Annotated in this window: 18 protein-coding genes and 1 tRNA gene; 13 read left to right on the top strand and 6 right to left on the bottom strand. The window is 50.4% G+C overall.

Features of this window, described 5'->3' with window-relative positions:
- Nucleotides 1-45 precede the first annotated feature (45 nt).
- The 5 genes from LG200_RS04880 (at nt 46) to LG200_RS04900 (ending at nt 10,728) form a co-directional block, all read left to right on the top strand.
- Entirely contained in the window at nt 46-792 is a 747-nt protein-coding gene (locus LG200_RS04880) for an S-methyl-5'-thioinosine phosphorylase (RefSeq protein WP_226756460.1), read from the top strand.
- The gene (gene def / locus LG200_RS04885; protein WP_226756461.1) at nt 782-1,315 is read left to right on the top strand and encodes a peptide deformylase; all 534 of its coding nucleotides are present in this window, start codon (nt 782-784) and stop codon (nt 1,313-1,315) included. The genes LG200_RS04880 and def overlap by 11 nt, the downstream gene beginning before the upstream one ends.
- 53 nt (nt 1,316-1,368) lie before the next feature.
- Nucleotides 1,369-1,456: transfer RNA gene (locus LG200_RS04890), tRNA-Ser, on the top strand.
- Between the two features lie 339 nt (nt 1,457-1,795).
- Nucleotides 1,796-10,336, top strand: a complete 8,541-nt coding sequence (locus LG200_RS04895) for a GH36-type glycosyl hydrolase domain-containing protein (RefSeq protein WP_226756462.1) — start codon at nt 1,796-1,798, stop codon at nt 10,334-10,336.
- Nucleotides 10,337-10,353: 17 nt separating this feature from the next.
- Nucleotides 10,354-10,728 carry a hypothetical protein gene (locus LG200_RS04900; protein ID WP_226756463.1) on the top strand — a complete coding sequence of 125 codons (375 nt, stop codon included), beginning with the start codon at nt 10,354-10,356 and terminating at the stop codon, nt 10,726-10,728.
- 536 nt (nt 10,729-11,264) lie between these two features.
- On the opposite strand, the gene LG200_RS04905 is transcribed toward LG200_RS04900, so the two are convergent.
- Nucleotides 11,265-11,990, bottom strand: coding sequence for a Crp/Fnr family transcriptional regulator (locus LG200_RS04905; RefSeq protein ID WP_226756464.1), 726 nt, complete (start codon nt 11,988-11,990; stop codon nt 11,265-11,267).
- 801 nt (nt 11,991-12,791) lie between these two features.
- Between LG200_RS04905 and LG200_RS04910 the strand changes: the two genes are divergently transcribed.
- Nucleotides 12,792-13,022 carry a hypothetical protein gene (locus tag LG200_RS04910; RefSeq protein WP_226756465.1) on the top strand — a complete coding sequence of 77 codons (231 nt, stop codon included), beginning with the start codon at nt 12,792-12,794 and terminating at the stop codon, nt 13,020-13,022.
- A gap of 136 nt (nt 13,023-13,158) precedes the next feature.
- On the opposite strand, the gene LG200_RS04915 is transcribed toward LG200_RS04910, so the two are convergent.
- Nucleotides 13,159-15,522, bottom strand: a complete 2,364-nt coding sequence (locus tag LG200_RS04915) for a phosphoketolase family protein (RefSeq protein ID WP_226756466.1) — start codon at nt 15,520-15,522, stop codon at nt 13,159-13,161.
- A 1,045-nt stretch (nt 15,523-16,567) separates the two neighbouring features.
- Between LG200_RS04915 and LG200_RS04920 the strand changes: the two genes are divergently transcribed.
- Nucleotides 16,568-16,960 (top strand): hypothetical protein, encoded by a 393-nt coding sequence (locus LG200_RS04920; protein WP_226756467.1) that lies wholly within the window; start codon nt 16,568-16,570, stop codon nt 16,958-16,960.
- A gap of 18 nt (nt 16,961-16,978) precedes the next feature.
- Here the strand turns inward: LG200_RS04920 and LG200_RS04925 are convergent, their stop codons facing one another.
- The 3 genes from LG200_RS04925 to LG200_RS04935 form a co-directional block, all read right to left on the bottom strand.
- Complete coding sequence (locus LG200_RS04925) at nt 16,979-17,212, bottom strand: hypothetical protein (protein WP_226756468.1); 234 nt, start codon at nt 17,210-17,212, stop codon at nt 16,979-16,981.
- A 95-nt stretch (nt 17,213-17,307) separates the two neighbouring features.
- Nucleotides 17,308-17,841 (bottom strand): acyloxyacyl hydrolase, encoded by a 534-nt coding sequence (locus LG200_RS04930; protein WP_226756469.1) that lies wholly within the window; start codon nt 17,839-17,841, stop codon nt 17,308-17,310.
- Between the two features lie 170 nt (nt 17,842-18,011).
- Nucleotides 18,012-18,338: a hypothetical protein gene (locus LG200_RS04935; protein ID WP_226756470.1), complete on the bottom strand. Its 327-nt coding sequence runs from the start codon at nt 18,336-18,338 to the stop codon at nt 18,012-18,014.
- A gap of 315 nt (nt 18,339-18,653) precedes the next feature.
- Here LG200_RS04935 and LG200_RS04940 point away from each other — a divergent pair, with 315 nt between their 5' ends.
- On the top strand, nt 18,654-19,205 hold the full coding sequence (locus tag LG200_RS04940) for an NADPH-dependent FMN reductase (protein WP_226756471.1): 552 nt from the start codon (nt 18,654-18,656) through the stop codon (nt 19,203-19,205).
- Nucleotides 19,206-19,273: 68 nt separating this feature from the next.
- Here the strand turns inward: LG200_RS04940 and LG200_RS04945 are convergent, their stop codons facing one another.
- Entirely contained in the window at nt 19,274-20,410 is a 1,137-nt protein-coding gene (locus LG200_RS04945) for a sigma-54 interaction domain-containing protein (protein ID WP_226756472.1), read from the bottom strand.
- A 423-nt stretch (nt 20,411-20,833) separates the two neighbouring features.
- On the opposite strand from LG200_RS04945, the gene LG200_RS04950 reads away from it, so the two are divergent.
- From LG200_RS04950 to LG200_RS04970, 5 genes are all read left to right on the top strand, one after another.
- On the top strand, nt 20,834-21,565 hold the full coding sequence (locus tag LG200_RS04950; protein WP_226756473.1) for a class II aldolase/adducin family protein: 732 nt from the start codon (nt 20,834-20,836) through the stop codon (nt 21,563-21,565).
- Between the two features lie 11 nt (nt 21,566-21,576).
- Nucleotides 21,577-22,638: an ABC transporter substrate-binding protein gene (locus tag LG200_RS04955; protein ID WP_226756474.1), complete on the top strand. Its 1,062-nt coding sequence runs from the start codon at nt 21,577-21,579 to the stop codon at nt 22,636-22,638.
- 175 nt (nt 22,639-22,813) lie between these two features.
- Nucleotides 22,814-23,887, top strand: coding sequence for an ABC transporter substrate-binding protein (locus LG200_RS04960; protein WP_226756475.1), 1,074 nt, complete (start codon nt 22,814-22,816; stop codon nt 23,885-23,887).
- Nucleotides 23,888-23,896: 9 nt separating this feature from the next.
- Complete coding sequence (locus LG200_RS04965) at nt 23,897-24,943, top strand: ABC transporter substrate-binding protein (RefSeq protein ID WP_226756476.1); 1,047 nt, start codon at nt 23,897-23,899, stop codon at nt 24,941-24,943.
- Nucleotides 24,944-25,278: 335 nt separating this feature from the next.
- Nucleotides 25,279-26,160, top strand: coding sequence for an ABC transporter ATP-binding protein (locus LG200_RS04970; protein ID WP_226756477.1), 882 nt, complete (start codon nt 25,279-25,281; stop codon nt 26,158-26,160).
- Nucleotides 26,161-26,188: the final 28 nt, after the last annotated feature.

Here is a 26,188-nt window from a genome sequence, read left to right on the forward strand (position 1 = left end):
AGATTGTTGCGCTACAATGTGGCGGTTAGAAATAATGGAGTTTTCATGCTAGGCATTATCGGTGGTACAGGACTGACCAAGCTGGCCAATCTCAAGATCAAGCGCAGGCAGATTATCCGCACTCCTTATGGCGAGCCTTCGGGCCCGCTCATATTTGGTGATATTTGCGGGCATGAAATCATTTTTCTGCCAAGGCATGGTAACGGACATACCATTCCTCCGCATGTGGTGAACTATCGTGCCAATATCTGGGCCTTACACTCTGAAGGCGTACGAGACATTGTGTCAGTGGCCACTGTGGGGGGTATCCATGCTGATCTTGGTCCAGGAACCATCGTAGTCCCGGATCAAATCATTGATTACACACAGGCTAGAAAAAATACTTTTTACGATGGTGGCGACTTGCCGGTCAAACATGTAGATTTCACTGAACCGTATAGCGCCAAATTACGTTCTTTATGTCTTGATGCGGGAAAGCAGACCGGCGATCAATTGTTTGATGGCGGCGTATATGCCTGTGTACAGGGTCCCAGGCTGGAAACAGCCGCTGAGATCAACCGCTTGGAGCGTGACGGTGCCACGATAGTGGGAATGACCGGCATGCCGGAAGCCGCACTGGCAAGGGAGCTGGACCTGAGCTATGCAGCCCTTTGCCCGGTTGCCAACCATGCTGCCGGGCGTGGCTCCAGCCTGCATGGCATACGCTATGAAGAGATGGGGGAAGTGCTCAATGAAACCATGCAACGCGTACGCAACCTGATAGAAAGGGTGGTGGTGGGACATGCCTGTTAAACCGGTTCTAAAAATGGGTGATCCTGTATTGCTGCAAAAGGCAGAGCCCGTAACGCAATTTGATAGCCCTGAGTTGCATGCACTGATCAAGGACATGGAAGACACCATGGCTCATATGAACGGTGCAGGCATTGCTGCACCGCAAATTGGTGTCAGCCAGAGAGTAGTCATCTTTGGCGTAGGCAAAAATCCGCGTTATCCAGACGCAGAGCAGGTGCCTTATACCGTATTGATCAATCCTACTCTTACCCCTGTAGGCGAAAACCTGGAGGATGGCTGGGAGGGTTGCCTATCCGTGCCAGGCATGCGGGGAGTAGTGCCACGATATGAGCGGCTGCACTATACGGGGTTTGACCAATACGGCCAGCCGATCGATAGATTAGTCAGCGGCTTCCATGCAAGAGTTGTACAGCACGAATGTGATCACCTGGATGGCATACTTTATCCCATGCGCATACGCGACTTGGCCCAATTTGGTTTCACGGATGTATTATTTCCTGGCATGGTAGTGGAAGATGACTAATTTCTTATGCTAGAATACCGTCCTTTCGGTGATCTGAAGCCGAAAGTCTGAACGGAAGTGTGGCCGAGTGGTTGAAGGCACCAGTCTTGAAAACTGGCGACCCGAAAGGGTTCGTGAGTTCGAATCTCACCGCTTCCGCCAGTATCTAAGAAGTCCCAAGTTATGCTAGACCTCTAGGTTTCACTTGCGAATTTGTGGCTGCAACATACAAATTCAGTAGTTCTGATTACCAAAAACTCTCACCAGATCTAATTGCTTAGATTCTCCTGAAACGAAATTTGTACAGTCTCTATCCGAAATACAGAAATGCTGCTAGCGGCATTGCTGTCACTGAAATAACCATTAATTAATACATAGCAGTTCACATGAAATAAGCCTAGACTGAATCTCTTAGCTTAATTGCTTGGATCATGTGATTATCCACTCTGCATTTCTCAAGCATTAGGCTTTAATTTTGGCTGCTTCAGCCTTAAAGGCATTATGAACTTGCTACTCCGCTATGTGACTAGGAGTTATTGCAAAGTTTCTCCCTGGAGTGACCTCGCTCCAATTCGTGAGGAACTTTTCGGGATCGAACGGTTGGAACAGCATGCTGAAAGTTTGGCTGCAGCACAACTGATCACCACAACACCAATCTCTGTTGTATCGTTACAAAAACGCCTGAATAGCAACGCTGCAGTCCTGCTTGATGCCTATCACACCATTGCGGCTGAACTGGAAAGCGGCCATAGCGTAGCGCATGCAGCGGAATGGCTGCTGGATAATTACCATATCGTCGAAGCCCAGGTTCGCGAAATCCGCGAGGATTTGCCACCGGGGTATTATCGCCAGTTACCCAAGCTATCAGACGGCCCTTTTGCAGGTTATCCCAGGGTATTGGGGCTTGCATGGGCGTTCGTTGCTCACAATGACAGTCATTTTGATCCTGAGACATTACGTCGGTTTATCCAGGCCTATCAACGCATACAGCCGCTCACGATAGGTGAGCTATGGGCAATTGCGATCACCCTGCGTATTGTCCTGATTGAAAATTTACGGCGCCTTGCAGAACAGATCAATGCAGGGCGTGTGGCGCGCGCTGATGCTGAAGAGTTGGCAGAAACATTGCTGCAGCCCGGCCGGACGCGGATAGAACTGGACAAGGATATTGCCTCACGTTCTGCAGAATCTTTGCCTGACACGTTCATTGTCCATTTGTCCAAGCGCTTGCGCGACCAGGATCCCCGTACCATGCCTGCCATGGCCTGGCTGGAAGAATTGTCCATGAGGCAGGGGCTTTCCGTCGATGAGCTGGTGCAAAAAACCCAGCAGCGCGAGGGCGCCTCCAATGTCAGCGTGCGCAATGTGATCACCAGCATGCGGCTGATTTCCGATATCGACTGGGCAGCATTATTTGAAAGCGTGAGCCTGGTGGATGCCCGTTTGAACCATGCAAGCGGTTTTTCCGCCATGGACTTCCCCACTCGCAATCTGTACAGAAGTGCGATTGAGCAATTGGCACGTGGTTCATCCTGTTCAGAACTTGAGATTGCAGAAGCGACGCTCCGGTTATGCAATCAGGCGCGATTAGACGGGGATGCAGCCGATGCGGCACGGACTGGCGAGCCTGGCTATTATCTGATTGCGGAAGGCAGGGGTACGCTCGAAAAAGCCATCCGTTTCCGCCCTGCCGCCAGGTTGTTGATTAGCCGGTTTAATCTGCGCATGGGCATTGGCGGTTATATCAGCGCGATTGTATTGGCCACCATTGCATTATTGCTGCTGGCATTGGATTGGATGGACATGCCCGGCCTGGAGCCTGGGATATTCCTGGCTATTGCACTGGTCGGCTTTATCCCGGCAAGTGAAGCCGCGACCAGCCTGGTCAACCGCTTTGTTGTGTGGAGCGTCTCCGCCATGCCTTTGCCGGGACTGGAATTGAAGTCGGGGATTCCATCTTCGCTGCGCACCGTGGTGGCCGTTCCCATCCTGCTTACCGATGAAGCCGAGCTGCTCAAGCATATAGAGCGGCTGGAAGTGCATTATCTGTCAGGGCTTGGCGGCGATATTTATTTTGCCTTGCTGTCTGACGGTGTCGATGCGGATCAGGAGGATTTGATCTCGGATAGCGCCTTACTGGCACAGGCCAGGATATCCATCGAAAAGCTGAACCAGAAGTATGAAGGGGATGGCGGGATCATCCAGGATACGCCGCGTTTTTTATTCCTGCATCGCCGCAGGGTATTCAATGGCGCCGAAGGCAAATGGATGGGCTGGGAGCGTAAGCGGGGCAAGCTGCATGAGTTGAACCGCTTGTTGCGCGGCGCTACTGATACAACATTCGTCACGACGGATGGCGATTGGCCCCAGGTGCCTCAAGGCGCGCGCTATGTCATCACGCTGGATGCTGACACCCGGTTGCCGCGCGACACGGTAGGCAAGCTGGTGGGCAAGATGGCGCATCCGCTTAACCAGGCCATCTTCAGCGAGATGGAGCAACGCGTTGTCAGGGGCTACGCCATCCTCCAGCCGCGCGTCACGCCATCATTGCCGTTGGATCATGAAGGCTCGTTTTACCAGCGCGTATTTTCAGCGCCTGGCGGCATGGACCCTTATGCGGCCGCCAGTTCCGATATCTATCAGGATATGTTCGGCGAAGGCTCCTATACCGGCAAGGGCATTTACGATATCGATGCGTTCGAGGCGGCTTTGGCCGGTCGCGTGCCGGAGAACGCCATGCTGAGCCATGACCTGTTCGAGGGAATATTTGCCCGTGCCGGCCTGGCCTCGGATATCGAGGTTGTCGAGGAGTCGCCCAGCCGCTATGACGTGGCCTCAAAGCGCCACCACCGCTGGACCAGGGGGGACTGGCAATTATTGCCGTGGATATCAGGTTTGGCGCATGCGGGCGCGGTGCCGATCATCGGCCGCTGGAAAATGCTGGACAACCTGCGGCGCTCATTGGTGGCCCCGAGTTTCCTGGCTGTCTTGGTTTTATGCTGGTGGCTGCCTTTCGCCTTGGGTATAAAGGCGATTGCCATCGTCCTGGTCCTGTATGCGCTGCCGAGTTACCTGCCTATCCTGTTATCCGTGTTGCCGCGCCGCCGGGACATTCACCTGCGCAAGCATGTCAGCAACCTGGGTAATGACCTGGGGCAAGCGGCGTCCTATCATTTTCTGTCCATTGCATTGCTGGTGGACCAAGCCTGGAGGATGGGCGACGCTATTATCCGAACGCTGGGGAGGTTGTTCATTACCCGCAAGTATTTGCTGGAGTGGACCACCGCAGCCCAGTCCAAAAGCAACCCCCGCTTAACCCTGGGCGGCTTTTACCGTGAAATGGCGGGCAGTACGGCATTTGCGATGATGCTTTGCGCCGGCACACTGGCATTCTCACCCGCTTCATGGCCGTTGGTATTGCCGTTTGCCATGCTATGGGCCATGGCGCCATTGCTGGGTTTTTGCGCGAGTTATCCACCCGTTGCTGAAAATACCGAGGATATCCCCGATACAACCGCGGAGGCGTTAAGGCTGACTGCGCGGCGTACCTGGCGTTTTTTCGAGCGGTTTGTCACGCCATTGGACAATATGCTGCCTCCTGACAATTTTCAGGAAGAGCCTGCCCCGGCGATTGCACACAGGACTTCGCCCACCAATATCGGCCTTTATCTTCTCTCTACTGTCGCGGCAAGGGATTTTGGCTGGTCCGGCACCATGGAAGCGATAGAGCGCCTGGAAGCGACGCTGGCCGTGATGCGCCAATTGCCGAAGCACAGGGGCCATTTGTTCAATTGGTACGGCACGCTCGACCTCAGGGTGCTCGAGCCGCCTTATGTCTCGTCTGTCGATAGCGGCAACCTCGCTGGCCACCTGATTGCACTGGCCAATGCCTGCGAGGAGTGGACAGATACATCCAAAGTCGCCCATGCCAGGTCCGGCATGCTGGACCATTTGACGCTGGCACGGGAAGCACTCATTGTCTCTCCGATTGCCAATGATGAAACGGGAAAGCTGCTTTTGTCCCGGCTTGAGGAAATCGCTGTCCATTTGGACGATGCTCAACTGATGAGCATGCTGCCGGCATTGAAGCGTTTGACTGACAAGGTGGCGGTGGTCATTCGCGGGGTGATTCCTGTCGGTGATTATGATAATCCGCCCGATGTGATCTTCTGGGTCGATGCCCTGGCGCAGTCAGTGGCAGCGCACTACCATGATCAAATACTGATTCAACAATCCCCTGGTGCTATCAATGACAGGCTGCGGGCCATTGCCGCCGCTGCGCGTGAAATGGCAGTGGCAATGGATTTTGCCTTCCTGATCGAACCGGAGCGCAAGCTATTATCCATAGGGTATAGCCTGGTCGATAACAGCCTGGACCAGAGTTGCTATGACTTGCTGGCGTCCGAGGCCCGCCTGGCAAGCCTGTTCGCCATTGCCAAGGGAGATGTCTCCACCAAGCACTGGTTCCGTCTTGGCCGCACCGCGACGCCTCTCGGCAATGGATCGGCGCTGATCTCGTGGTCGGGCTCCATGTTCGAGTACCTGATGCCATCATTGGTCATGCGGGCACCGGTAGGCAGTTTGCTGGAACAGACCAACAAGCTGATTGTCGCCAGGCAACAGGATTATGGCCGGTCGCTGGGGATCCCTTGGGGAGTCTCCGAATCCGCGTATAACGCCCGTGACATCGAGTTCACTTACCAATATTCCAACTTTGGCGTGCCCGGCCTGGGCCTGAAGCGCGGGCTGTCTGAAAACCTGGTGATTGCCCCTTATGCTACCGGTCTGGCCGCCATGGTGGATCCCAAGGGTGCGCAGGCAAACTTTGCTTACCTTGCCAGCATAGGCGCGGCGGGGCGCTATGGTTTTTACGAGGCACTGGATTTCACTCGGTCCAGGCTGCGCGAGGATCAAAAGGTTGCCATCGTGCACAACTATATGGCGCACCATCAGGGCATGACCATCGTTGCGATTGCCAATAGCCTGCATGATGGCGAGATGCGGAACCGGTTTCATCGTGAACCGATGATTCAGGGTTGCGAGCTTTTGCTGCAGGAGCGCATGCCCAGGGATATTGCGATTTCCCGTCCGCGCGCCGAAGAGGTGAATGCTGCGGCTGCGGAGGCCAGGGACAGCATCCCCATTGTGCGCCGGTTGACTGCCAAGCCCTCGGAACATCCGATTACCCACCTGCTTTCCAATGGCGCCTACTCCGTCATGCTCACCGCCACAGGCGCGGGCTATAGCCGTTGGCACGATATCGCTGTAACGCGATGGAATGAAGATGCGACGCGTGAAAATGACGGCTACTTCATCTTCATCAAGGATATAGGCAGCGGGGATATATGGACAGCGGCTGGGCAGGATATCCATACAACCGCGCATCAGCGACCGAAAACCAGCGACATCGTTTTCAGCGAGGATCACGCAGAGTTCATCCAGCATGGCAACAATCTGATCACGCATATGGATGTGGTGGTGTCCGGGGAGGATGATGCGGAGGTGCGCCGGGTTTCACTCACCAATAACAGCCGTCGTCCGTATGAGCTGGAACTGACTTCGTATGCGGAGTTGGTGTTGACCACGCCGGCGAGCGACAAGGCCCACCCCGCGTTTGCCAAGATGTTTGTCGTCACCGAGTACCTTGCCGAATTTGGGGCGCTGCTGGCCACGCGCCGTCTGCGTTCAGCCAACGAACCGCAGGTATGGGCTGCGCACTTTGCCGTGGTTGAGGGCGAAACGACAGCGCAACCGCAATATGAGTCAGACAGGTCGCGCTTCATCGGGCGTGAAAACACGCTGAAATCAGCGGCGGTAATCGTCGATGGAGAAAACCTCTCCAATACCGTGGGTACGGTGCTGGACCCCATATTCTCGTTGCGAAGCCGCCTGATGCTTGCCCCGGGGAAAGTGGCGCGGGTGGCCTACTGGACCGTGGTCGCCTCCTCGCGGGAAGCGCTGCTCGACATCATAGACAAGCACCATGACCGCAGCGCATTTGATCGTGCGCGGACGCTGGCCTGGACCCAGGCGCAGGTGCAACTGAGGTATCTTGACGTGGCACCGGAAGAGGCCGCGGATTTCCAGCGGCTGGCAGCCCCTGTTCTGTATGCAGACCAGCGTTTCAGGTCGCATGCCGACGCGATCGTTCGCGGCGCAGGCCCCCAGTCTGCGCTGTGGTCGCAATCCATTTCCGGCGACCTGCCTATCGTCGTGTTGCGTATCGATGAAGTCGAAGATATGCCCCAGGTGCACGAGTTGCTGCGTGCCCACCAGTATTGGCGCATGAAACAGTTGTTTGTCGACCTGGTAATCATCAATGAGCGCGCATCCTCCTATGTCCAGGATCTGCAAATCGCCATAGAAACCGCCGTGCGTACTTGCCAGGCAAGGCGGCGGGCGGGCGAGGACCTGGCAAAAGGCATTGTGTATACATTGCGGGCCGATTTGATGAGCACCGAGTCCCGGGCTTTGCTGCATGCGGTTGCACGGGTTTCCTTCCTGGCCAGGCATGGCTTGATTGCCGAGCAATTGGCGCGCCTGGCGCAGTTAGCAGTCACAACACCGATGACCAGAACAGCCAATACTGGAAAAGTATCGCCGCCACACTTGGCCGCCATTCCCGATCTTGAGTTTTTCAATGGCCTGGGCGGCTTCGCCAAGGACGGCAGGGAATATGTCACCGTTTTGCAAGCCGGTGTAACAACCCCGGCTCCCTGGATCAACGTCGTTGCAAACCCCTATTTCGGTTTCCAGGTGTCGGCTTCAGGCAGCGGCTATACCTGGGCCGACAACAGCCGGGAGAACCAGCTCACCTCATGGTCGAATGATGCCGTCATGGATCCTGCCGGGGAGGTGTTCTATGTGCGCGATGACGCCACCGGCGAGCTATGCAGCCCAACCGCGCAGCCCCTGCGCGACGAGGGCACCTATATTGCGCGGCACGGCTATGGCTACAGCCAGTTTGAACATAGCGCGAATGAGCTTGAACTGGCATTGCTGCAATATGTGCCGCTGGATGACCCGGTCAAGATTTCGCGCCTGGTGATCCGCAATCTTTCCGGGCGCGCTCGCAGCTTGTCGGTGACCGCGTACACGGAATGGGTGCTAGGCACCTCCCGCGGCGCCTCCGCTCCCTTTGTCATGACCGAGCTTGATGCCGTCACGGGGGCCATGCTGGCGAAAAATCCCTGGAGCCTTTCTTACGCCAACCGTATTGCGTTTGCCGACCTTGCCGGCAAGCAAACGCATTGGACGGCTGACCGCACGGAGTTTATCGGGCGCTGTGGCGACCTTTCCGTGCCTGAAGCCCTGACTGCCGACCTGCCGTTGTCCGGCAAGGCCGGCGCGGGCATGGACCCTTGCGCCGCGCTGCAACGCACGGTGCAGCTGGAGGCGGGCGAATCCATCGAGATCGTCTCCCTGATCGGCCAATGCACTTCTGTAGAAGGCAGCAGGGCACTCATAACACGATATCGTGAACTGGACCTGGATGCCGTATTCAACCAGGTCAGCGATTACTGGCAGGGCTTGCTGGGCAGCATCCAGGTGAAAACACCAGATCGTGCGATGGACATCATGCTCAATGGCTGGCTGCTCTATCAAACCATGGCTTGCCGTATCCGGGCGAGATCGGCGTTTTATCAAGCCAGCGGCGCTTATGGCTTCCGCGATCAACTGCAGGACTGCATGGCGTTGGTGTTTGCCTCGCCGGAAACCAGCCGTACGCATTTGTTACGCGCTGCTGGACGGCAATTTGCCAAGGGCGATATGCAGCACTGGTGGCAGCCTCAATCCGGGCAAGGGGTGCGCACCCGCATTTCCGATGACTGCGTCTGGCTGGCTTATGCCACCGCGCACTATGTGGCTTGTGCGGGGGATACAGCGGTGCTGGACGAAAATGTGCCTTTCCTCGAAGGCCCTGCCTTGCATGAAGGCGAGCACGACAGCTTTTTCCAGCCGATGCTCGCGGACGAGAGCGCCTCTCTCTATGAGCACTGCGTGAGAGGCCTGGAGCACAGCATGCGGCTGACAGGGGAGCATGGCTTGCCACTGATGGGCACCGGCGACTGGAACGACGGCATGAACCGGGTGGGCGAAGCCGGTCGTGGGGAGAGCGTGTGGCTTGGCTGGTTGCTGATACGCACCATCGCGTTATTTGCGCCCATTGCATTGGCACGTCAAACACCGCTTGATAATGAGCGCGCCAAGCGCTGGCAGGCGCATGCCGAATCCGTCAGGCAGGCGATCGAGCGGAAAGCCTGGGACGGCAAGTGGTATCGCCGCGCCACGTTTGATGATGGGGCATGGCTGGGGTCGAGCGAGAGCAGGGAGTGCCAGATTGACTCGATTGCGCAATCATGGGCGGTGCTGTCAGGTGCGGCTGAGCCCGGACGTGCCGCAGTGGCCATGGCGTCGCTGGAGCAACACCTGATCCGGAAGAGCGACGGGCTGGCCTTGTTGTTTGCACCGCCTTTTGACCAGACGCATCATGATCCCGGCTACATCAAGGGCTATCCCCCCGGCTTGCGGGAAAACGGCGGGCAATACAGCCATGCCGCGATGTGGACGATTCTTGCCTTCGCCAAACTGGGCGAGGGCGCTAAAGCGGCCGAGCTCTTCGCGCTGCTCAACCCGATCAACCATGCGCGCAGCCTGGCAGAAGTCGAGCGCTACAAGGTAGAGCCCTACGTGATCGCGGCTGACGTATATTCAGTGTCGCCCCATGTCGGACGTGGTGGCTGGACCTGGTACACAGGCTCTGCGGGATGGATGTACAGGGCAGGGATAGAAGGGATTTTAGGCATCAAACGGGCAGGCAACATGCTGCTGTTGACGCCTTGCATCCCTGCGGAGTGGGAAATGTTTGAAGCCGAGGTGAACGTGCAGGGCACGCAATATAGCATCCGCGTCGAAAACCGGTCCGGTGCCGGCACGGGGTTTTCTGGCGCAACATTGGATGGCGCCAGCCTTGCGTTGACTGATGGGGTGATACAAGTCCCATTGAGTGGTGGAGTACATACCCTCATGATCACTTGTTGAACTGAAGATGGTTTTCCATGGGCATATTGATATATGCCCTTGACGCATTTTCTCAAGCCCTGCCCAATCAATTTTTATGTGCGCTATCACATAGACACTCTCATTCAATGGGAGTACAACACAATGTGTACGAGAATGAAGGGTTAACAATGAGCAGTCCTGAGAACCATCAGCCCATGACTGGAAACTTCTTGATCATCGCCCTATTGAACCCTAGGCTTGAACCATATTTTGTGAGTCAACTCACTACAAAAATAAAATATGAGGCCAATGATGGCATATCGATGATTGTTGATTTAGCCAAAAAAGAATTCTGTATGTTGTGTCATTGGAAGAAAATTTCCCTGGTAAATCCAGATGAGAAAGCTATCAGAGTTAGCAATGTCGGATAAATCAATACGGGTTATTTTTATTTTATCTTTCGCGATGATTCTTGTCGGGACATTAGCAACGCTTTTATGTTGGTCTACTTGAGTGAAGGAATTCAGGGAAATAATAGAAAAAGACATATCAATATTTTAGACATGTCTGCCTAAAATACATAAAGGAACAGCCATGTTTGAGATATTTGATGGAATAGCAATCACAACATTTATTGTCATTTTCTGCATCCTGCTCATATTGTTTGTAGTGACATGGCCGCATATTCCGGGCCTTTATTTATGAATCTTTGGGTATTGATAATCGTGGGTCAGTTAATTATTTAATTATCTTGTAGTGCAGAAGCAATAGGGCTAGAGTGATCTGTTGGCTATTTATGCGAGGCTAACCAAAATATTTCTCTTCCTATATGAAGGGTGGGGCGCCTTTCCCCCCGAGTGAGCGCTTTTTTTTGCACTAATCCTTAATGTTTCTTAGATTGGTTCGGCGTTCCAAAAGTGTGCTGGATTTGAATGACAACGACTAGCGATCTTAACTGCTGAAGTATTTAGAATTGCGGGCGGACTGGGAGCAAACGGTCAAATTCCAGCTTGACCACCTTGTAGCATTCACATACGCGCTTTTCCAAACCGGGTCGATCCAGTACTTTGATGTGCCCGCGGCTATACTCGATGAGTCCCGCTCTCTGAAGCTTTCCAGCTGCCTCAGTGACGCCTTCTCGGCGTACTCCAAGCATATTGGCAATCAGTTCTTGGGTCATCTTTAGGTCATTATCGGGTAACCTATCCAGGCTTAATAGCAACCAGCGACACAATTGCTGCTCTACCGAATGGTGACGGTTACACACCGCAGTCTGGGTCATCTGCGTGATCAGCGCCTGAGTATAGCGCAGTAGCAAATGCATCATTGGACCAGTGCGATTGAATTCTTTTTTCAACAACTGAGCTTTGAGGCGATAGCTATAACCAGCGCTTTGTACAACAGCACGACTAGGAGTTGTTTCACCGCCCATGAACAAAGAAATGCCAACGATCCCTTCATTGCCGACTACCGCTATTTCTGCAGAAGATCCATCTTCCAATTGATACAGAAGTGAAACGATACTGGTGGTGGGGAAGAACACATAACTCAGTAGCTCCCCTGATTCACACAAAACTAAACCTAACTCCATGGAAAACAATTCCAAATGAGGGGCCAAACGCTCAAAGTCGGCATCTGGCAGGGCTGAGAGCAGTTGATTGTGCAAGGGTGACGGAGTAGCAAAGTTATCCATAGATATCCCAAGCGAATTAATTTGTATTGTTATTAGAGATACATCAAATTGATCGGTTAAGTATAAGCCTTAAAAATAAACTTATATGTACGCTGGCGCATAGACCAAGGCTCTATTTCTGTGATTTGTTAAATGTTGCATGGGCGCTTGGCCGAGAAGCAAGATTAAGATTCAATAAGGTTTTAGCTTGCTCTTTATAGGCCTTTAAATCTTTGGCCGATAGGTCACACACATCATATGATTGAAATGAGTAATTGTGTATTGTGTTGATTCAATACTTCAGGCATTAAGTAATTGATTAGACTTCAAGAAAAACGTTCTTAAGTATATGAGTGTATAGATGAGCTGAAGTAAAAGATTCCAGGCGGCATCAAAAGCGTCATTGACTATACATCTTACCCATCCTGTTAAAGACAGATTCATACCTAAAGATAAGGACTGATATGAACTCAGCAAACATTCAGAGAAAAGTGGTCAAGCTCTCAAGAAGGAGTGACTTCGAATCTGAAGAATCAGTGCTTGGACATGCATTGGCAAAAATGTGCCATTTGGCATTGGAAGCTGCAAAAGGCAATGAGTGGGCAACATTGCAAATTCTGGAATATGCGAAAAACTACTAACAAAATATCATCATATTTGCTATGTGCGGCAACTCACGATGAGAACGCCAATTTAGTACTACGATGGTAAGGCAAGAGAAGTGGTGTCCATAGGAAACCTTGATCTCTAATAATGAATTTTTACTTCAATTTCGCACATAGTGACAATCATCATTATGAATTTAGAAAAAAGGGTACTCGGATGCAATGGTATGAGGCTGGGAACAGTTTGAAAGAGTATCTAGATAAGAAAAGTAAAAATCTGGGAAAGATTACCTCTGTTGCCTTGAATGTAATGGATGAGGATAAAACCTACTTAACCAAGAAGATGCAGAGCTTCATTGGCCCCCACCAAGGACAAGCTGCGAAGAGAATTTTTAATAAAAATCAATACGATACAATCCTCTTTAACGAAGAGAATAATAAACCTTAAAAGATATTATCTCTCGTGCTGCATAGACCCGCTTCGGCGGTTTTTATTGACCAACACAGCGGTAGCATCATGGGCATCATATATTTATGAAACTCATTGGACGGAGTTGGAATGAAGACATATGCCTGGTTCCCAATCAAGATGCAGGTACCTGCCATTTCCAGTCTTGGATTTCAGGCATATCTTCACCGTGCTGTTCAATATAGCGTTTATGCTGGATAAGTTTTTCGTCCACTATGGCAAGGACATGCTCGGCATTTTCCAGGTTTTCGACGCGTTTCAGGACATTCTTGATCAAGTGAAAACGGTCCAGTTTGTTCAGCACTACCATATCAAAAGGCGTGGTTGTGGTGCCTTCTTCCTGATAGCCATGTACATGAAGGTTGCCATGGTTATGGCGGCGGTAGGCCATACGGTGTATCAACCCAGGATAACCATGGAATGCGAATATGATTGGTTTATCCCGGGTGAACATCCGATCAAACGCTTCGTCGCTCAGGCCATGAGCGTGTATGTCGTCTGGTTGCAAGGCCATTAGGTCCACAACATTGATATAGCGGATTTTTAACTGAGGGGCTAGCTCACGTAGTAACGAAACTGCCGCAAGGGATTCGAGTACTGGAATATCTCCCGCACTAGCGATTACTACATCCGGGCTTCCCTCATCATTGCTTGCCCATTCCCACACACTGATGCCTTGCTTGGCATGTTGCTCAGCCTCGTCCATATCAAGCCATTGCTCCTGCTTTTGCTTGCCGGCTACGATTACATTGATTAAGTCATTACTGCGTAGGCAATGGTCGGTGACCACAATGAGGGTATTTGCATCGGCAGGCAAATAAATCCGAATGATCTCCGCTTTCTTGTTGGCAACATGATCCATGAAGCCGGGATCCTGGTGCGAGAACCCGTTATGATCCTGACGCCACACATGCGAAGTGAGTACGATATTCAAGGAGGCAATCGGCTTGCGCCAAGCAATATCCCGGCATTCTTTCAACCACTTGGCATATTGATTCACCATGGAGTCGACAATGTGAATGAAAGCCTCGTAGCAGGTAAAAAGGCCATGTCTCCCAGTGAGCAAATACCCCTCCAGCCAGCCTTCGCAGCAATGCTCGGATAGTATCTCCATCACACCTCCGTATGGAGCAAGATCTTCGTCGCTCTCTAGCCGGTCTGCGACCCATTGCCGCTGGGTGACCTCGAACAAGGCGTTCAGGCGATTGGAATTATTTTCATCCGGACTGAATACGCGAAAACGATGCGCATTGAGGCGCATGACCTCGGCCAGATATTTGCCCATCTCGCCCATGGCACTGGCTTTATGCTCACCGGGCTGGGCGACCTCGAAAGCAAAATGATGGAAATCCGGCAACTGCAGCGGTTGGAGCAGCAAACCGCCATTGGCGTGAGGATTGCTCCCCATGCGGTGTTTTCCTTTAGGGCTGAGCGCGCGCAATTCAGGTTTTAATTGGCCTGACTCATCAAATAGTTCATTCGGGGCATAGGACAGCAACCACTCCTGCAGGAGTCGAAGATGTTCGGGTTTCTCCATATCACTGAAAGGGACCTGGTGAGCATGAAAGGTACCGGTGTTGGGTTTGCCATCCACCTCGACTGGACCGGTCCAGCCCTTGGGCGAGCGCAGGATGACCATGGGCCAGCGCGGTCTTTCTGGCGATTGCTGTTTGCTGGCCCTGCTTTTGATGTCATGGATATCCTCAATGACCTTATCCAATGTGTCGGCCATAAGTTGATGCATGGCCTCGGGGTCATCGCCTTCTACAAAATAAGGGGTATAGCCATATCCCTCAAATAAGCTTTGTAATTCTTCTCTACTGATCCGTGATAGCAGGGTAGGGTTGGCGATCTTGTAGCCGTTGAGATGGAGAACGGGAAGTACTACTCCATCGGTTTGTGGGTTGAGGAATTTGTTTGAATGCCAGGAAGCAGCCAACGGGCCTGTTTCCGCCTCACCATCACCCACCACGCAACAGGCAATCAAGCCTGGGTTATCGAATACAGCGCCGTAGGCATGTAGCAATGCATACCCCAGCTCACCCCCTTCATTGATGGAGCCGGGTGTCTGAGCTGAGGCATGGCTAGGAATACCGCCGGGAAAGGAAAATTGCTTAAAAAGCTTCGCCATGCCTTGTTCATCTTGTGTGATGTCTGGATAAAACTCGCTGTAGCTTCCTTCCAGATAGGTATTTGCCACTACTGCCGGGCCGCCATGGCCTGGTCCAGTTACAAATATCATGTTCAAATCATGATTATTAATCAGTCTATTCAGATGGGCGTATATAAAATTGAGTCCCGGGGTGGTTCCCCAGTGTCCGAGAAGACGGGGCTTGATGTCGTCCGTGGTAAGAGGGGTTTTTAATAGAGGATTATCGTAGAGGTATATCTGACCGACAGAAAGATAGTTCGCCGCACGCCAGTAGGCATTAAGTAAGGAAAATTTTGAACCTGATGAAATGCTGTTTAGCTCTGCCATAGCTCCCCCTGGAAAATAAGAGATTTATTTACTGAGAGAGTTGCAATAATGAAATGAAGTTCCTCAATTTGAGGGAATGTGCTGCCTTCAAATGATTGCTTTCACTTTTCTATCTAACTAACTCAAGTACATGAGCGCATCATGATATTGCCAAAGAGCTATAGTATCTTGTTTATGAAACAGACTGTTGGTGGTATTTGAAATAAGATACGTCGGTTTTTGTAAATTTTGAAACACATATTCAATCATAAATTTGCTGCAGCTGAATATAAAGATCAGCAAATGTCCTAAACCATTTGCTGATCTTTAACCTAGACTACTCTAGCGGTTTTTATGACTTTGGCTGCCAGCCTTTACGTGTTGCTCATGCGTACCACCGCGACTTTGGCTGCTGCTTCCCGCGGATTGAGGCTGGTTTTTGTGGCTTTGGCTGCCAGCTTTAGCATGTTGCTCACTAGTGCCACCTTGCTTCTGTGTCGTATTTGCCATGATTATCTCCTTTGGTTCCTCACTTCCAGAAGTTACGTTGCTTGATGATGACATTTCTGGGCATGAGGTCATTGGGTAAAAGCAACGTGACTCCACAATAAACCTTGCCCTCATGCCGATTCATCGGATGCCTTCTGATATGCATGTAAGAGTTTAATGACAGGTGCTAGCCTAGGGGGAGGGAGTATGAAACGCCTTGGTAATAGCCGCTTACGGAAAAATCCGACAACTGCCAGTTTTTTTCTATGAGAGACGTTACACTATTCGACTTGATGGTTCCCTTGGTTAATCCTTATTAGATCCACAATAAGGAGTGTTGGTCTAGATTGAACGCATTGGGAATCCGCTTTGCTGTATCCAGCAATTCTATGGTGCTAACTAAAAAAATCTCATGATATGCATAGATTTTATGTTTGTTTGGTCTAATGTAAATTGCTCGGTCTTATTTCTTCAGTCTTTTACCTAAAAAAATCCAATCAGGTTTGTTTAAAGTTGCTTTTCGCTCAGCAATTGAATCTAACAAAAAGTGGTTCAGTTATTCTCATGGGAGCGTTTTATGCGTAGCCAGATAATCATGTCATTTGTTCTTGCATCAGTATCAATCACTGCTTGGGCTACAAAGCCTGCCCTGGAGTTGGCCAAAGAGACTTTTGCCTTTGTGGAGGAGCATGAGTCCATGTTGACTCAACTTGTCAGTTATGGGAGTCAAGAAGAGTTCATACAGGCTGTTTATAAGCCCACTATTCAAAAAATTACGGAGTGGCCGCGCTTTGGAAAAAACGGTTATGAGAAATACACAGACTGCAGGATGGTATTGGACTCGTTCAAGCAGTATTCATCTGCTCAATTCAAGGCAAAGGGCAAGCTACCTGATAGCGATGCTATCAGTAAACTTTATTTTAGCGACAAACGTGCTTGCAGAGGGCTTCTTATCGAACTGGGGAAATAGGGATGACTTGAGTTCTCCCTATTGGATAAGCGGTTCGTAATATCTGAAAGCTGCTGTCAGTGCATCGAGGCGGGCATCGCTCATATCTGAAGCTAATGCATTAGCAAGGGTATATTCTTGTAATTGATAAAAAATTTCTTGGCTGAGCTCTCCCTGAGCGAGGGCAGCCAAGATCAACTCACATACAGTTTGCTTGGCGAGTAGCCTGTCCAGATTACGTACCAGTATTTGCGATTTGTTTTGATCGATCATTACTTGGTCCAAGATGCTTGATCGTTAGTCAATCCAATCAATAGATGATAGCTATTGATCAATGACACAATTAAAAGCCCACCAATTGGTAAGGTCTAGAAGTGGTAACTCAATCTAAGCTGGTTGAAATTGATACCAGGGTTGTCTGACGTAATTCCTCCATTGGAGTAATGCTGGAATCGATAGCTGATATCGTATTGTTGCCTATCCCCAAATTTGAAACCCAAACCTATATGATCACCGAACTCGAATCTCGAGCCCATGCGTGTATCGCCATTTACCTGCCTGCGTGAAAACTGGTTCACTCCTATGCCAGCTTCAATATATGGAGCGATTCCATTGATGGGTTGGCGCTCAAAGCGGAAAACCGGGGTAAATCCTACACCATATATTTCTTTATGCGGAGATGGCCCATTGCCCTTCAAGAACGACGCGCCTAGCTCCCAATAGCCGCCCAAAAACCAGTTTCCCTCGGTAAACCACCGCTTGTCCCAATCCCAGTGTAATGATATGGCGGCCATGTCTGCATCTGAGCCGCTACCACCTATCAAGGATATGCCATCTACTGCATAAGATTGGCTGGCATGAAGGCTGCCAATCAGGACAAACACGCTTATAGTTTTTTTCATCGACTATCCTTTTCTGCTCAGAGTTATGTTTGGAATATTGTTGATAGCAATATTTTTGGCAAGCATAAGGATAAGGCTAGCTGATCATTATCAGAAAGCGACAGATTCTATTGTAGGAATAGGACGACAGTCGGTTGGGGCAGAGAGGCTGGCGGCCCAAATGTTTACATTTATTTGCAATATAGCTGGTATTCCTCCGGGTCTTCGCTGAACACCGAATTTTTGTCTACCACTTTGGCGCTAAAGTCTTTATATCCGACATAATTTCCCGTTTGATCTTTCACATCAAACTGTCCGCAGACTATTGTCAGCCCTTCATGTCTGACCTTACGTAAGTCATTGAATTTCACGCTTTCAGCATTCATGACCGCGCGCAGCACTGCAGCTTTACCATTTAGGATGTCGCGATCGAGATAGTTGGGTGCCTGGGTAAACGCTATCCAGATGGCGATGATCACCAAAGTGGCAGTGATCAGCAGTTTGCCTGTCTTGTTCATGGTTACTCCTGTCAGTATTTGAATAGTATGACTAGGAGATGCGACCATAGGTTCTTGATGCGGATGCTGGTAAATGTGTGAAGAGGAGATATTTAAAGTGTTTGTGTGGAAACACATAGGCTAAATACTGTTGATTAATCAGCACATAATCAGCAGAAGAGTTGCTCAATCAGCAATAATCCTTAATGAGTAGAGGGGTCTTTATTGCTTGTATTTGATTTATAATAAAAATTAACTTTTGGCACCTTTATTGCTGAATACATTCAGGCCGTCTTATGGCATTAAATGAATTGATCAATAGTTTTAGGAGTATGTATGGCAAGGATAGTTGGTATCTCGGGCAGTTTGACGCAACCATCAAGAACAAAGACGCTGGTTGAGGAGATTGCAGCAAACGCATCGCATAAGCTACACGCGCCCGCCGATATTATAGATATTGCACAGATTGCATCAGTGCTTGGAAGCACGATTTCCTATGGTGATTTCCCTGATGTGCTGGCCGCTGCGTATAAGAAACTGCATGAAGCGGATCTTATTATTATCGCTAGTCCAGTTTACAAGGCTTCTTACACCGGTTTGCTCAAGCACTTCTTTGATTTGCTTGATCCCAAGGCTTTGGCGGGCAAAGTGGCCATTCTGGCTGCAACAGGTGGGAGCGACCAGCATGCCATGGTGGTCGATTACCAGCTCCGAACCCTGGCCAGCTTTTTCAATATATATACGACGCCCACTGCAATTTATGCCAAAGACACAGAGTTCGCTGACTACCAATTGACTAGCGAGTCCATCCGCAACCGCGTCAATGCTGCTGTGGACCAGGCCTTGTTCTTATTGAAACAGGAAGTGCCACAATCCCTGGTAGCCTGAAGTTTCTTCTATACCATCCAATAAAAAAGCGGCTTGAAGCCGCTTTTTTATTGGATATTGTTCAATGCCTATGCAATCAAGTTCAATTCTTTTAACCGGGCGCGTAGGATATTGCGGCTTATTCCCAGCAGTTTGGCTGTATGCACCTGGTTTTTATTACTATATTCATAAGCTTTTTTCACCAGCACTGAGTTTACCAATTCATATAGGCTGGGCGGCGGTGTTTCAAATAACTGGCTTAATACGCGTTCCAATTGGTAGGTTTCTATCGTGGATGAGGGTGAAAATTCCACATTATTTTTAGTGCCGTTGAAAGCCGCCAGGCTAGGGCGTTGCTCCTGATTGTTGGCGTTGGCGATAATCCGCGGCAGGCCCAAATCTTTGGGTGATAATGTCCCTGATGTGGAAATCAACAGCGCGCGATGAATGACATTTTCCAGTTCCCTGATATTTCCTGGCCAGGGGTATTCCAACAATTGTTGTATGGTTTCAGGGGCAAGTTTGGGTATTTCTGTATGAAGGCGGCTTTTGTATACGCTCAGAAAGTGCTCAACTAACGGCAGAATATCGCCAGGGCGCTCTCTAAGAGGGGGCAAGTCTACTGGTACGACCTTGATTCTGTAGTATAGATCTTCACGAAAACGTCCTGCTCTAACAGCTTCTTCTAAATCTACATTGGTAGCGGCAATAAGGCGTACATCAATAGGGGTCGGTTTGCGTGACCCTAATCTGACTACTTCGCGTTCTTGCAATACCCGCAATAATTTTACCTGGGTGGATTGGGGTAGATCACCGATTTCATCTAAAAATAAAGTCCCGCCATTTGCAGACTCAAACCAGCCGGTTTTGGAGCTGACTGCGCCAGTAAAGGCACCGCGCTCGTAGCCAAACAATTCGCTCTCTACCAGGGTTTCTGAAAAAGCGCCGCAATTGATTGCTTGAAAAGGACCATCTCTTCGAGTGCTTAACGCATGGATATGACGTGCAATGAGTTCCTTGCCAGTTCCGGTTTCACCAATGATAAGCGCGGTTGCGTTGCTGGCTGAAATTTTCTCGATCAGGTTGAGTAGAGCTTGCGACCGCGGATCACTGAATACCAGCGCACTAGCACGAACGGATAAGCTCACAGCTGTTGGGTTCGGATGAGTAATGACATGATCCGCGCTTTCAAACGCGCGTTCATAATTCCATAGTTCTGCGTGCATTAGGCAGACTTCCCTTATATATAGTCCGATTAATATACTTAAATTTCTTTAGTAGGTCTAAAACTATATATTTATATCAATATTCATTTTTGGAATATTGATTTGATGGGCACGACCAATTTTTCATCGCTTCATTTGTAAGGGGTCATAAGTAGGTTTTAAATGTCTTTCTGCCAACATTAAAAGAATATCAACTGTTTTATTTCAAGCAAGTGTTGTTATTCATACACCTTGGAGTTTTCATCTTTTAGCAAAATATTTTTATTTAACTAACTGATAAATTTTAATAAAAATTAAATTCAGACTGTTTTTTTGATGTGGCACGGGATTTGCCACTGTCATCGTTATCAAAGCTTGGCTGTTGCTAGGCACTAAATAGGATGGAGAGATCAATACCTCTCATAACGATACAAAAGGTTAATTATGACAGTCACAACTATTGAAACAGAAAATTACATTGAATCTTTTGCAAATCAAGTGTTGGCGGATGCAAAGATTGCATTCGAGGCATTCCGCAAGACTGGTACTGTCACTGCCAACGGTACAGTGGGTTTTGTCGAACGGGTACCTGGGGAAGAAAAGTTGGTGATTGTTAACGATCCGGGGCCTTTCAACTGGAAGAATGAAGAGATTGAGGCTGTAGTAGTGGATTTTGATGGTAATGTCGTGCTGGGTAAAAGCACCAGCATCGCAGGCTCTGGACGGTATACAAAACTGTTCAAGGAGCATCCGGATGTTACAACTATATCCCATGTGCACTCTCCGTACCTGGGGGCATGGGCTCAAACCCACCGCACCCTGCCAATACGCTATGTGCCGGTGCAACGCTTTAAGCTGATCCGTGAGATACCCATATATATAGACCGCCGCCAGCAAGAAGTAGACTTCATCCTGGATCAGATCAAGCTCAACCCTCACAATACTGCCATCCTGGAGGCCAACGGCGGCTCCACCGTATGGGGCAAGCAGGGCTTGCGCAAGACCGCAGAGTTCATCCAGATACTGGAAGAGGGTGCCTTGATTCAGACCCTGGCAGATGCGCTGGGAGGCTCGCGTGACTTTGGGCCGGGCGTGCTGGCCCAGCAATGGAAAATGGCCAAGATCTATGATCAGGCCAAAGCGCTCAACTTGTTGCCTGCCACTGATCTGGTCTAAGCGAGGCAGGTATGACAGATATCTATCAAGCGGTGGACCAGATATGGTTCACGCGTTGTCCGGTACCCACTGCAACTGGTTTGGCTTACAAGCTGGGCTGGTTAAGCGAGGAGTTTTCCAAGGATAACATCAAGGTTGCCACCTTGCAGGAAGCGCCGCGTGAATATAACCGCCATCATTACGACCATCAACTGCCCACCTTGATTCGCGAAGGGGGAAGCCTGCTCTCAATCGCTGCCCGCGCCCAATTCGCACCTACGCGACTGATTGGGTTGACTTGGATAGATGAGTGGCAGGCCATATTGGTGCGGCCTGACTCTGGCATCAGCAAGCCGGAACACCTCAAGGGCAAACGCTTGGCTTTGCCTGCGTTTGTGGATCACCCAATCAAGGATCATGTACGCGGCAGCAGCATCGCACGTGGCATGAGCCTGCATGGCTACAAGGGCGCACTCAGTATCGCCGGGCTGACACTGGATGATGTGGAGTTGATTGAAGTGGCCGCAGGCCGCGGCAAGGGCGATGCGCGCCGCAGCCGTGAAGTGCTGGGCGGTTTGTGGGCCGGGCTTGATGATCTGATTACAGGCAATGTGGATGCCGTTTACGTCAAAGGCGCCTCTGCGGTTGAGGCAGCCAAGCGTGTAGGCGTGATAGTGGGCATAGACCTGGATGGTTACCCGGACCTTGGTTCGCGCGTGAACAATGGTACGCCCCGGCCTATCACTGTGCATGAAGACCTCCTTGAAAACCATTTTGACCTGGTTGTGCGCTTCATGTACCAGACCCTTCGTGCAGCTGACTGGGCCAAGAGCAACCTCGAAGGAGTCAGGTCCATATTACAAGGTGAAACTTACGCCGGCCCTGATAGCGTGGCGACTGCCTACCGCAATGATTTTCACCTGCACCTAGAACCAACGCTCTCGCCGGAGCGCATAGAGCTGTTCCGCAAACAGAAGAATTTCATGTGGATATATGGTTTGCTGGACCGCGATTTTGACTTGGATGGGTGGGTGGACCAGCGTCCGCTGTTGGAAGCCCAGAAGTGGCTGAATGAAAGAAGCAAGGTAGCCTGATCCATAGGCATATGCAGGTGTTAATACAGGGATTACAAGAAAACTGTCTCGTTTTCAGTGTGTTTTACCCGTCAACGGGCGAATGCGCTGATTTTTATTTTCAGTAGTTATCAAGAGTATTCAGATACCCCGCATCGGATTTTGAATTGAGATTGACCAGTTTTTGGAGTAATCAATGTTAAAGAAGAGATTATATGCCTTGGCGCTGTCGGGCATTGTATTGCCGGTCCTGCTGGCAGGCCAAGCCTTTGCTGAGGAATTGCCCAAGGTAGTGCGCATTGCCGCCGTGGTTTACAACATTGCAGGCAAGACTACATATCTGAATGGACAGGCCGTGCTGACTGAAGGCGGGCTGGAGCAAACCCTCAAGGACAAGGGGGTACGAATAGAATGGGTGCCTGCCTCGCATTCTGCGGTTGGTCCCATCATTAATGAAGGCTTTGCCAGCGGCAAGGTGGATTTTGCCTCTTATGGCGATTTGCCTCCCATCATCCTGAATGCCTCCAAGCCTACGGTGCAGCTGGTGGCACCATGGGGGCGCACAGGCAATTCCTATTTGGTGGTGCCAGCCAAGTCAACTGCCCGGAACCTGGAAGATCTCAAAGGCAAACGCATAGCGCTGCATCGCGGCCGCCCTTGGGAGATCGCCTTTGCCAACTTGGTGGAGTCCAAGGGTTTGAGCTTCAAGGATTTCAAGATCGTCAACGTCAATCCGCAAGTGGGGGCGGCAGCGCTTGCCAGCGGTACCGTGGACGGCTTCTTTGGCCTGAATGACGCACATATCCTGGAAGACCGTAAGGTAGGACGAATTATATGGTCCACCAAGAATTCGCCACCAGACTGGAAGCTGATGGGCGGACTCTGGGCGAGCAATGACTTTATCAAGAAGTATCCTGAACTGACACAAACCATAGTCACTGCCTACGTCAAAACCAATTACTGGATTGCACAGGAACAGAACAAGGATAAGTACATCAAGGAATACGGCACCAATGCCTTGCCTGAAAGCGTGGTGCGCCGAGATTACGATAATGACATCGTGGCCTGGAAAGATCGGTGGTCACCATTGTATGACCAGGCATTGCATGAGCATTACCGCCGTGCGACCAGTTACGCAAAAGATTCCGGCTTGGTAAGAACCCAGGTAAGCCTGGATCAGTTATTAACCCCCCGCTTTGTGGACCATGCGCTCAAGCAACTCAATATTGAGCACTACTGGCAAGGCGCTGAAATACAAGCCAGACGTTAGGAGCAAAAAGTGCGATTCAATCAGATATTAGGCGTGGCTTTGGTATTGATGTCGGGTTTCAGCATTCAATTACAAGCTGCAGAAGAGCTCAAGGTTGTGCGTATTGCATCGGTAGCCGCAAACATAGCTGGAAAAGCCGTGTATACCGGTAGTGCATCGCTGGTGGTCAATGGGACTTTTTCGGAGGACCTGAGAAAACAGGGCATCAAGGTGGAGTGGGTGCCTGCAGCAATAGCTACTGTGGGTCCTGTAATCAATGAAGGTTTTGCCAGCGGTAAGATCGACTTCGGCATCTACGGCGACCTGCCGCCCATCATCCTTAACTCCAACAAGCCCACGGTGCGGCTGGTAGCGCCTTGGGGCACGACTTCAAACTCTTACCTTGTGGTACCCAAGAACTCGACTGCCAAGAGTATCAAGGATCTTAAAGGCAAGCGTATCGCTTTGCATCGCGGCCGTCCCTGGGAGATTGCCTTTGCCAACCTGCTGGAAGCTAATGGATTGAGCTTCAATGACTTCAAGATTGTCAACGTCAACCCGCAAGTGGGGGCCGCGGCACTAGCCAGCGGTACCGTGGATGGTTTTTTCAGCTTGTTTGATTCCTACATCCTGGAAGATCGTGGCGTGGGCAAGATCATTTGGTCCACCAAGAATGCGCCCGTGGACTGGAAACTGATGGGAGGAGTCTGGGGGCGGAATGACTTTGTTAATAAAAATCCCGATGTGACCCAGGCTGTCGTTACTGCCTACCTCAAGAGCGTGCACTGGGTCGCGCAAGAGCAAAACAAGGAAACTTATATTCGCGAATATTCAAACAAGGTTTATCCAGAAAGCGTCAACCGCCGCGAATATGAAAATGACAATGTGAGTTGGAAGCAGCGCTGGTCGCCATTGTATGACGCTGCACTCCAAGAGCATTACCGAAGGGCGGTTACATACGCCAAGGCCTCAGGGCTGACAAGGAATGAGGCGGATGTGAACCAGCTTCTTGATCCCAGCTTTGTGAAGCGTGCGCTCAAGGATCTAAAGCTGGAAGGGTTCTGGGCGCCAAACTAGCGTCGTGTCCATATGATGAATTGCAGAAGCAGAGTCGCATCTCGGTGCTGTTTTATTTCAGTCAGTTGCAGATGTTCTTATATCAACAGTTTTTTGCCGAAAGTGATTCATTTCCAACAGTTGATGATTGCCCTTGATAGCTAGTTTGGATTTAACCTGATGAATTTTAATGCTAAAGGCTTTTGATAAAAGTTTTGGCATGACGATTGCATATATATAACTAAATTATAAAATATTTAATCTTTATATATTTATATTGATAAATACATATAGCCGTTAGTTATTTGCTGTCGGCATGGACAGTCAAGCCAGTAAGGAACTGGAGAAAGAGAAGAATGAGTTCATTGAATACGGTGCTGAGTTTCAAGCGAGATGCAGCACTGAAGGAAGAGTCGACAGACTCTTCCCTGGCAGGTTCCCAACAAAGGGTCCGGCCTGGTTCAGGAGAGTTCCAGCAACCGGTTAAGCCATTGGCGCCAGTAACTCTGGAAATCAAGAATGTTGAAAAGTCCTACCAGTTAAGTGGAGAACGCCTGCAGGTGCTTGCCGGCATTAATCTGGATATCCGGGCAGGAGAGTTTATCTCGATTGTAGGAGCCAGCGGGTGCGGAAAATCTACTTTGCTGCGATTGGTGGCTGGTCTGGATGGCCAATACGGCGGCGATATTGTTTACCAGGGTTCGCGCATTACTGGTACCGACCTCGATCGTGGCATCGTTTTTCAGGAACACAGGCTGTTTCCCTGGCTGACGGTGGAAGCCAATATCCTGCTGGCATTTTCGGCAACTGATGTGCCCAAGGCAGAGCGCAGAGCGCGCGTGCAGGCCCAGATAAAACTAGTAGGGCTCAGCGGCTTTGAAAAAGCTTATCCGCACCAGATTTCAGGCGGCATGTCGCAGCGCGTGGCGATTGCCCGGGCTCTGGTTTTGCGTCCTCAGTTATTGCTACTGGATGAGCCCTTTGCCGCTCTGGATGCGTTAACCAGATTGAAGTTGCAGCAGGAGTTGCAGCGCCTATGGGAACATGAAGGATTGACTACAATCCTTGTCACCCATGATGTGGAAGAGGCGGTGTTTCTAGGGGATCGGGTGGTGGTGATGGAGTCACACCCTGGTCGTATCAAACGCATAGTTCCTGTTGATCTACCGCGACCTCGTGTGCGTTCAACTTTAGAGTTCCAGCGTATCAAGGATGACGTGCTGACAGATTTTGTCTAGCACGCATTCAATGGATTAAAGTTAAAAG

This window comes from Methylobacillus caricis (genome assembly GCF_020532705.1).
In the GTDB taxonomy this organism is placed as follows: Bacteria; Pseudomonadota; Gammaproteobacteria; order Burkholderiales; family Methylophilaceae; genus Methylobacillus; species Methylobacillus caricis.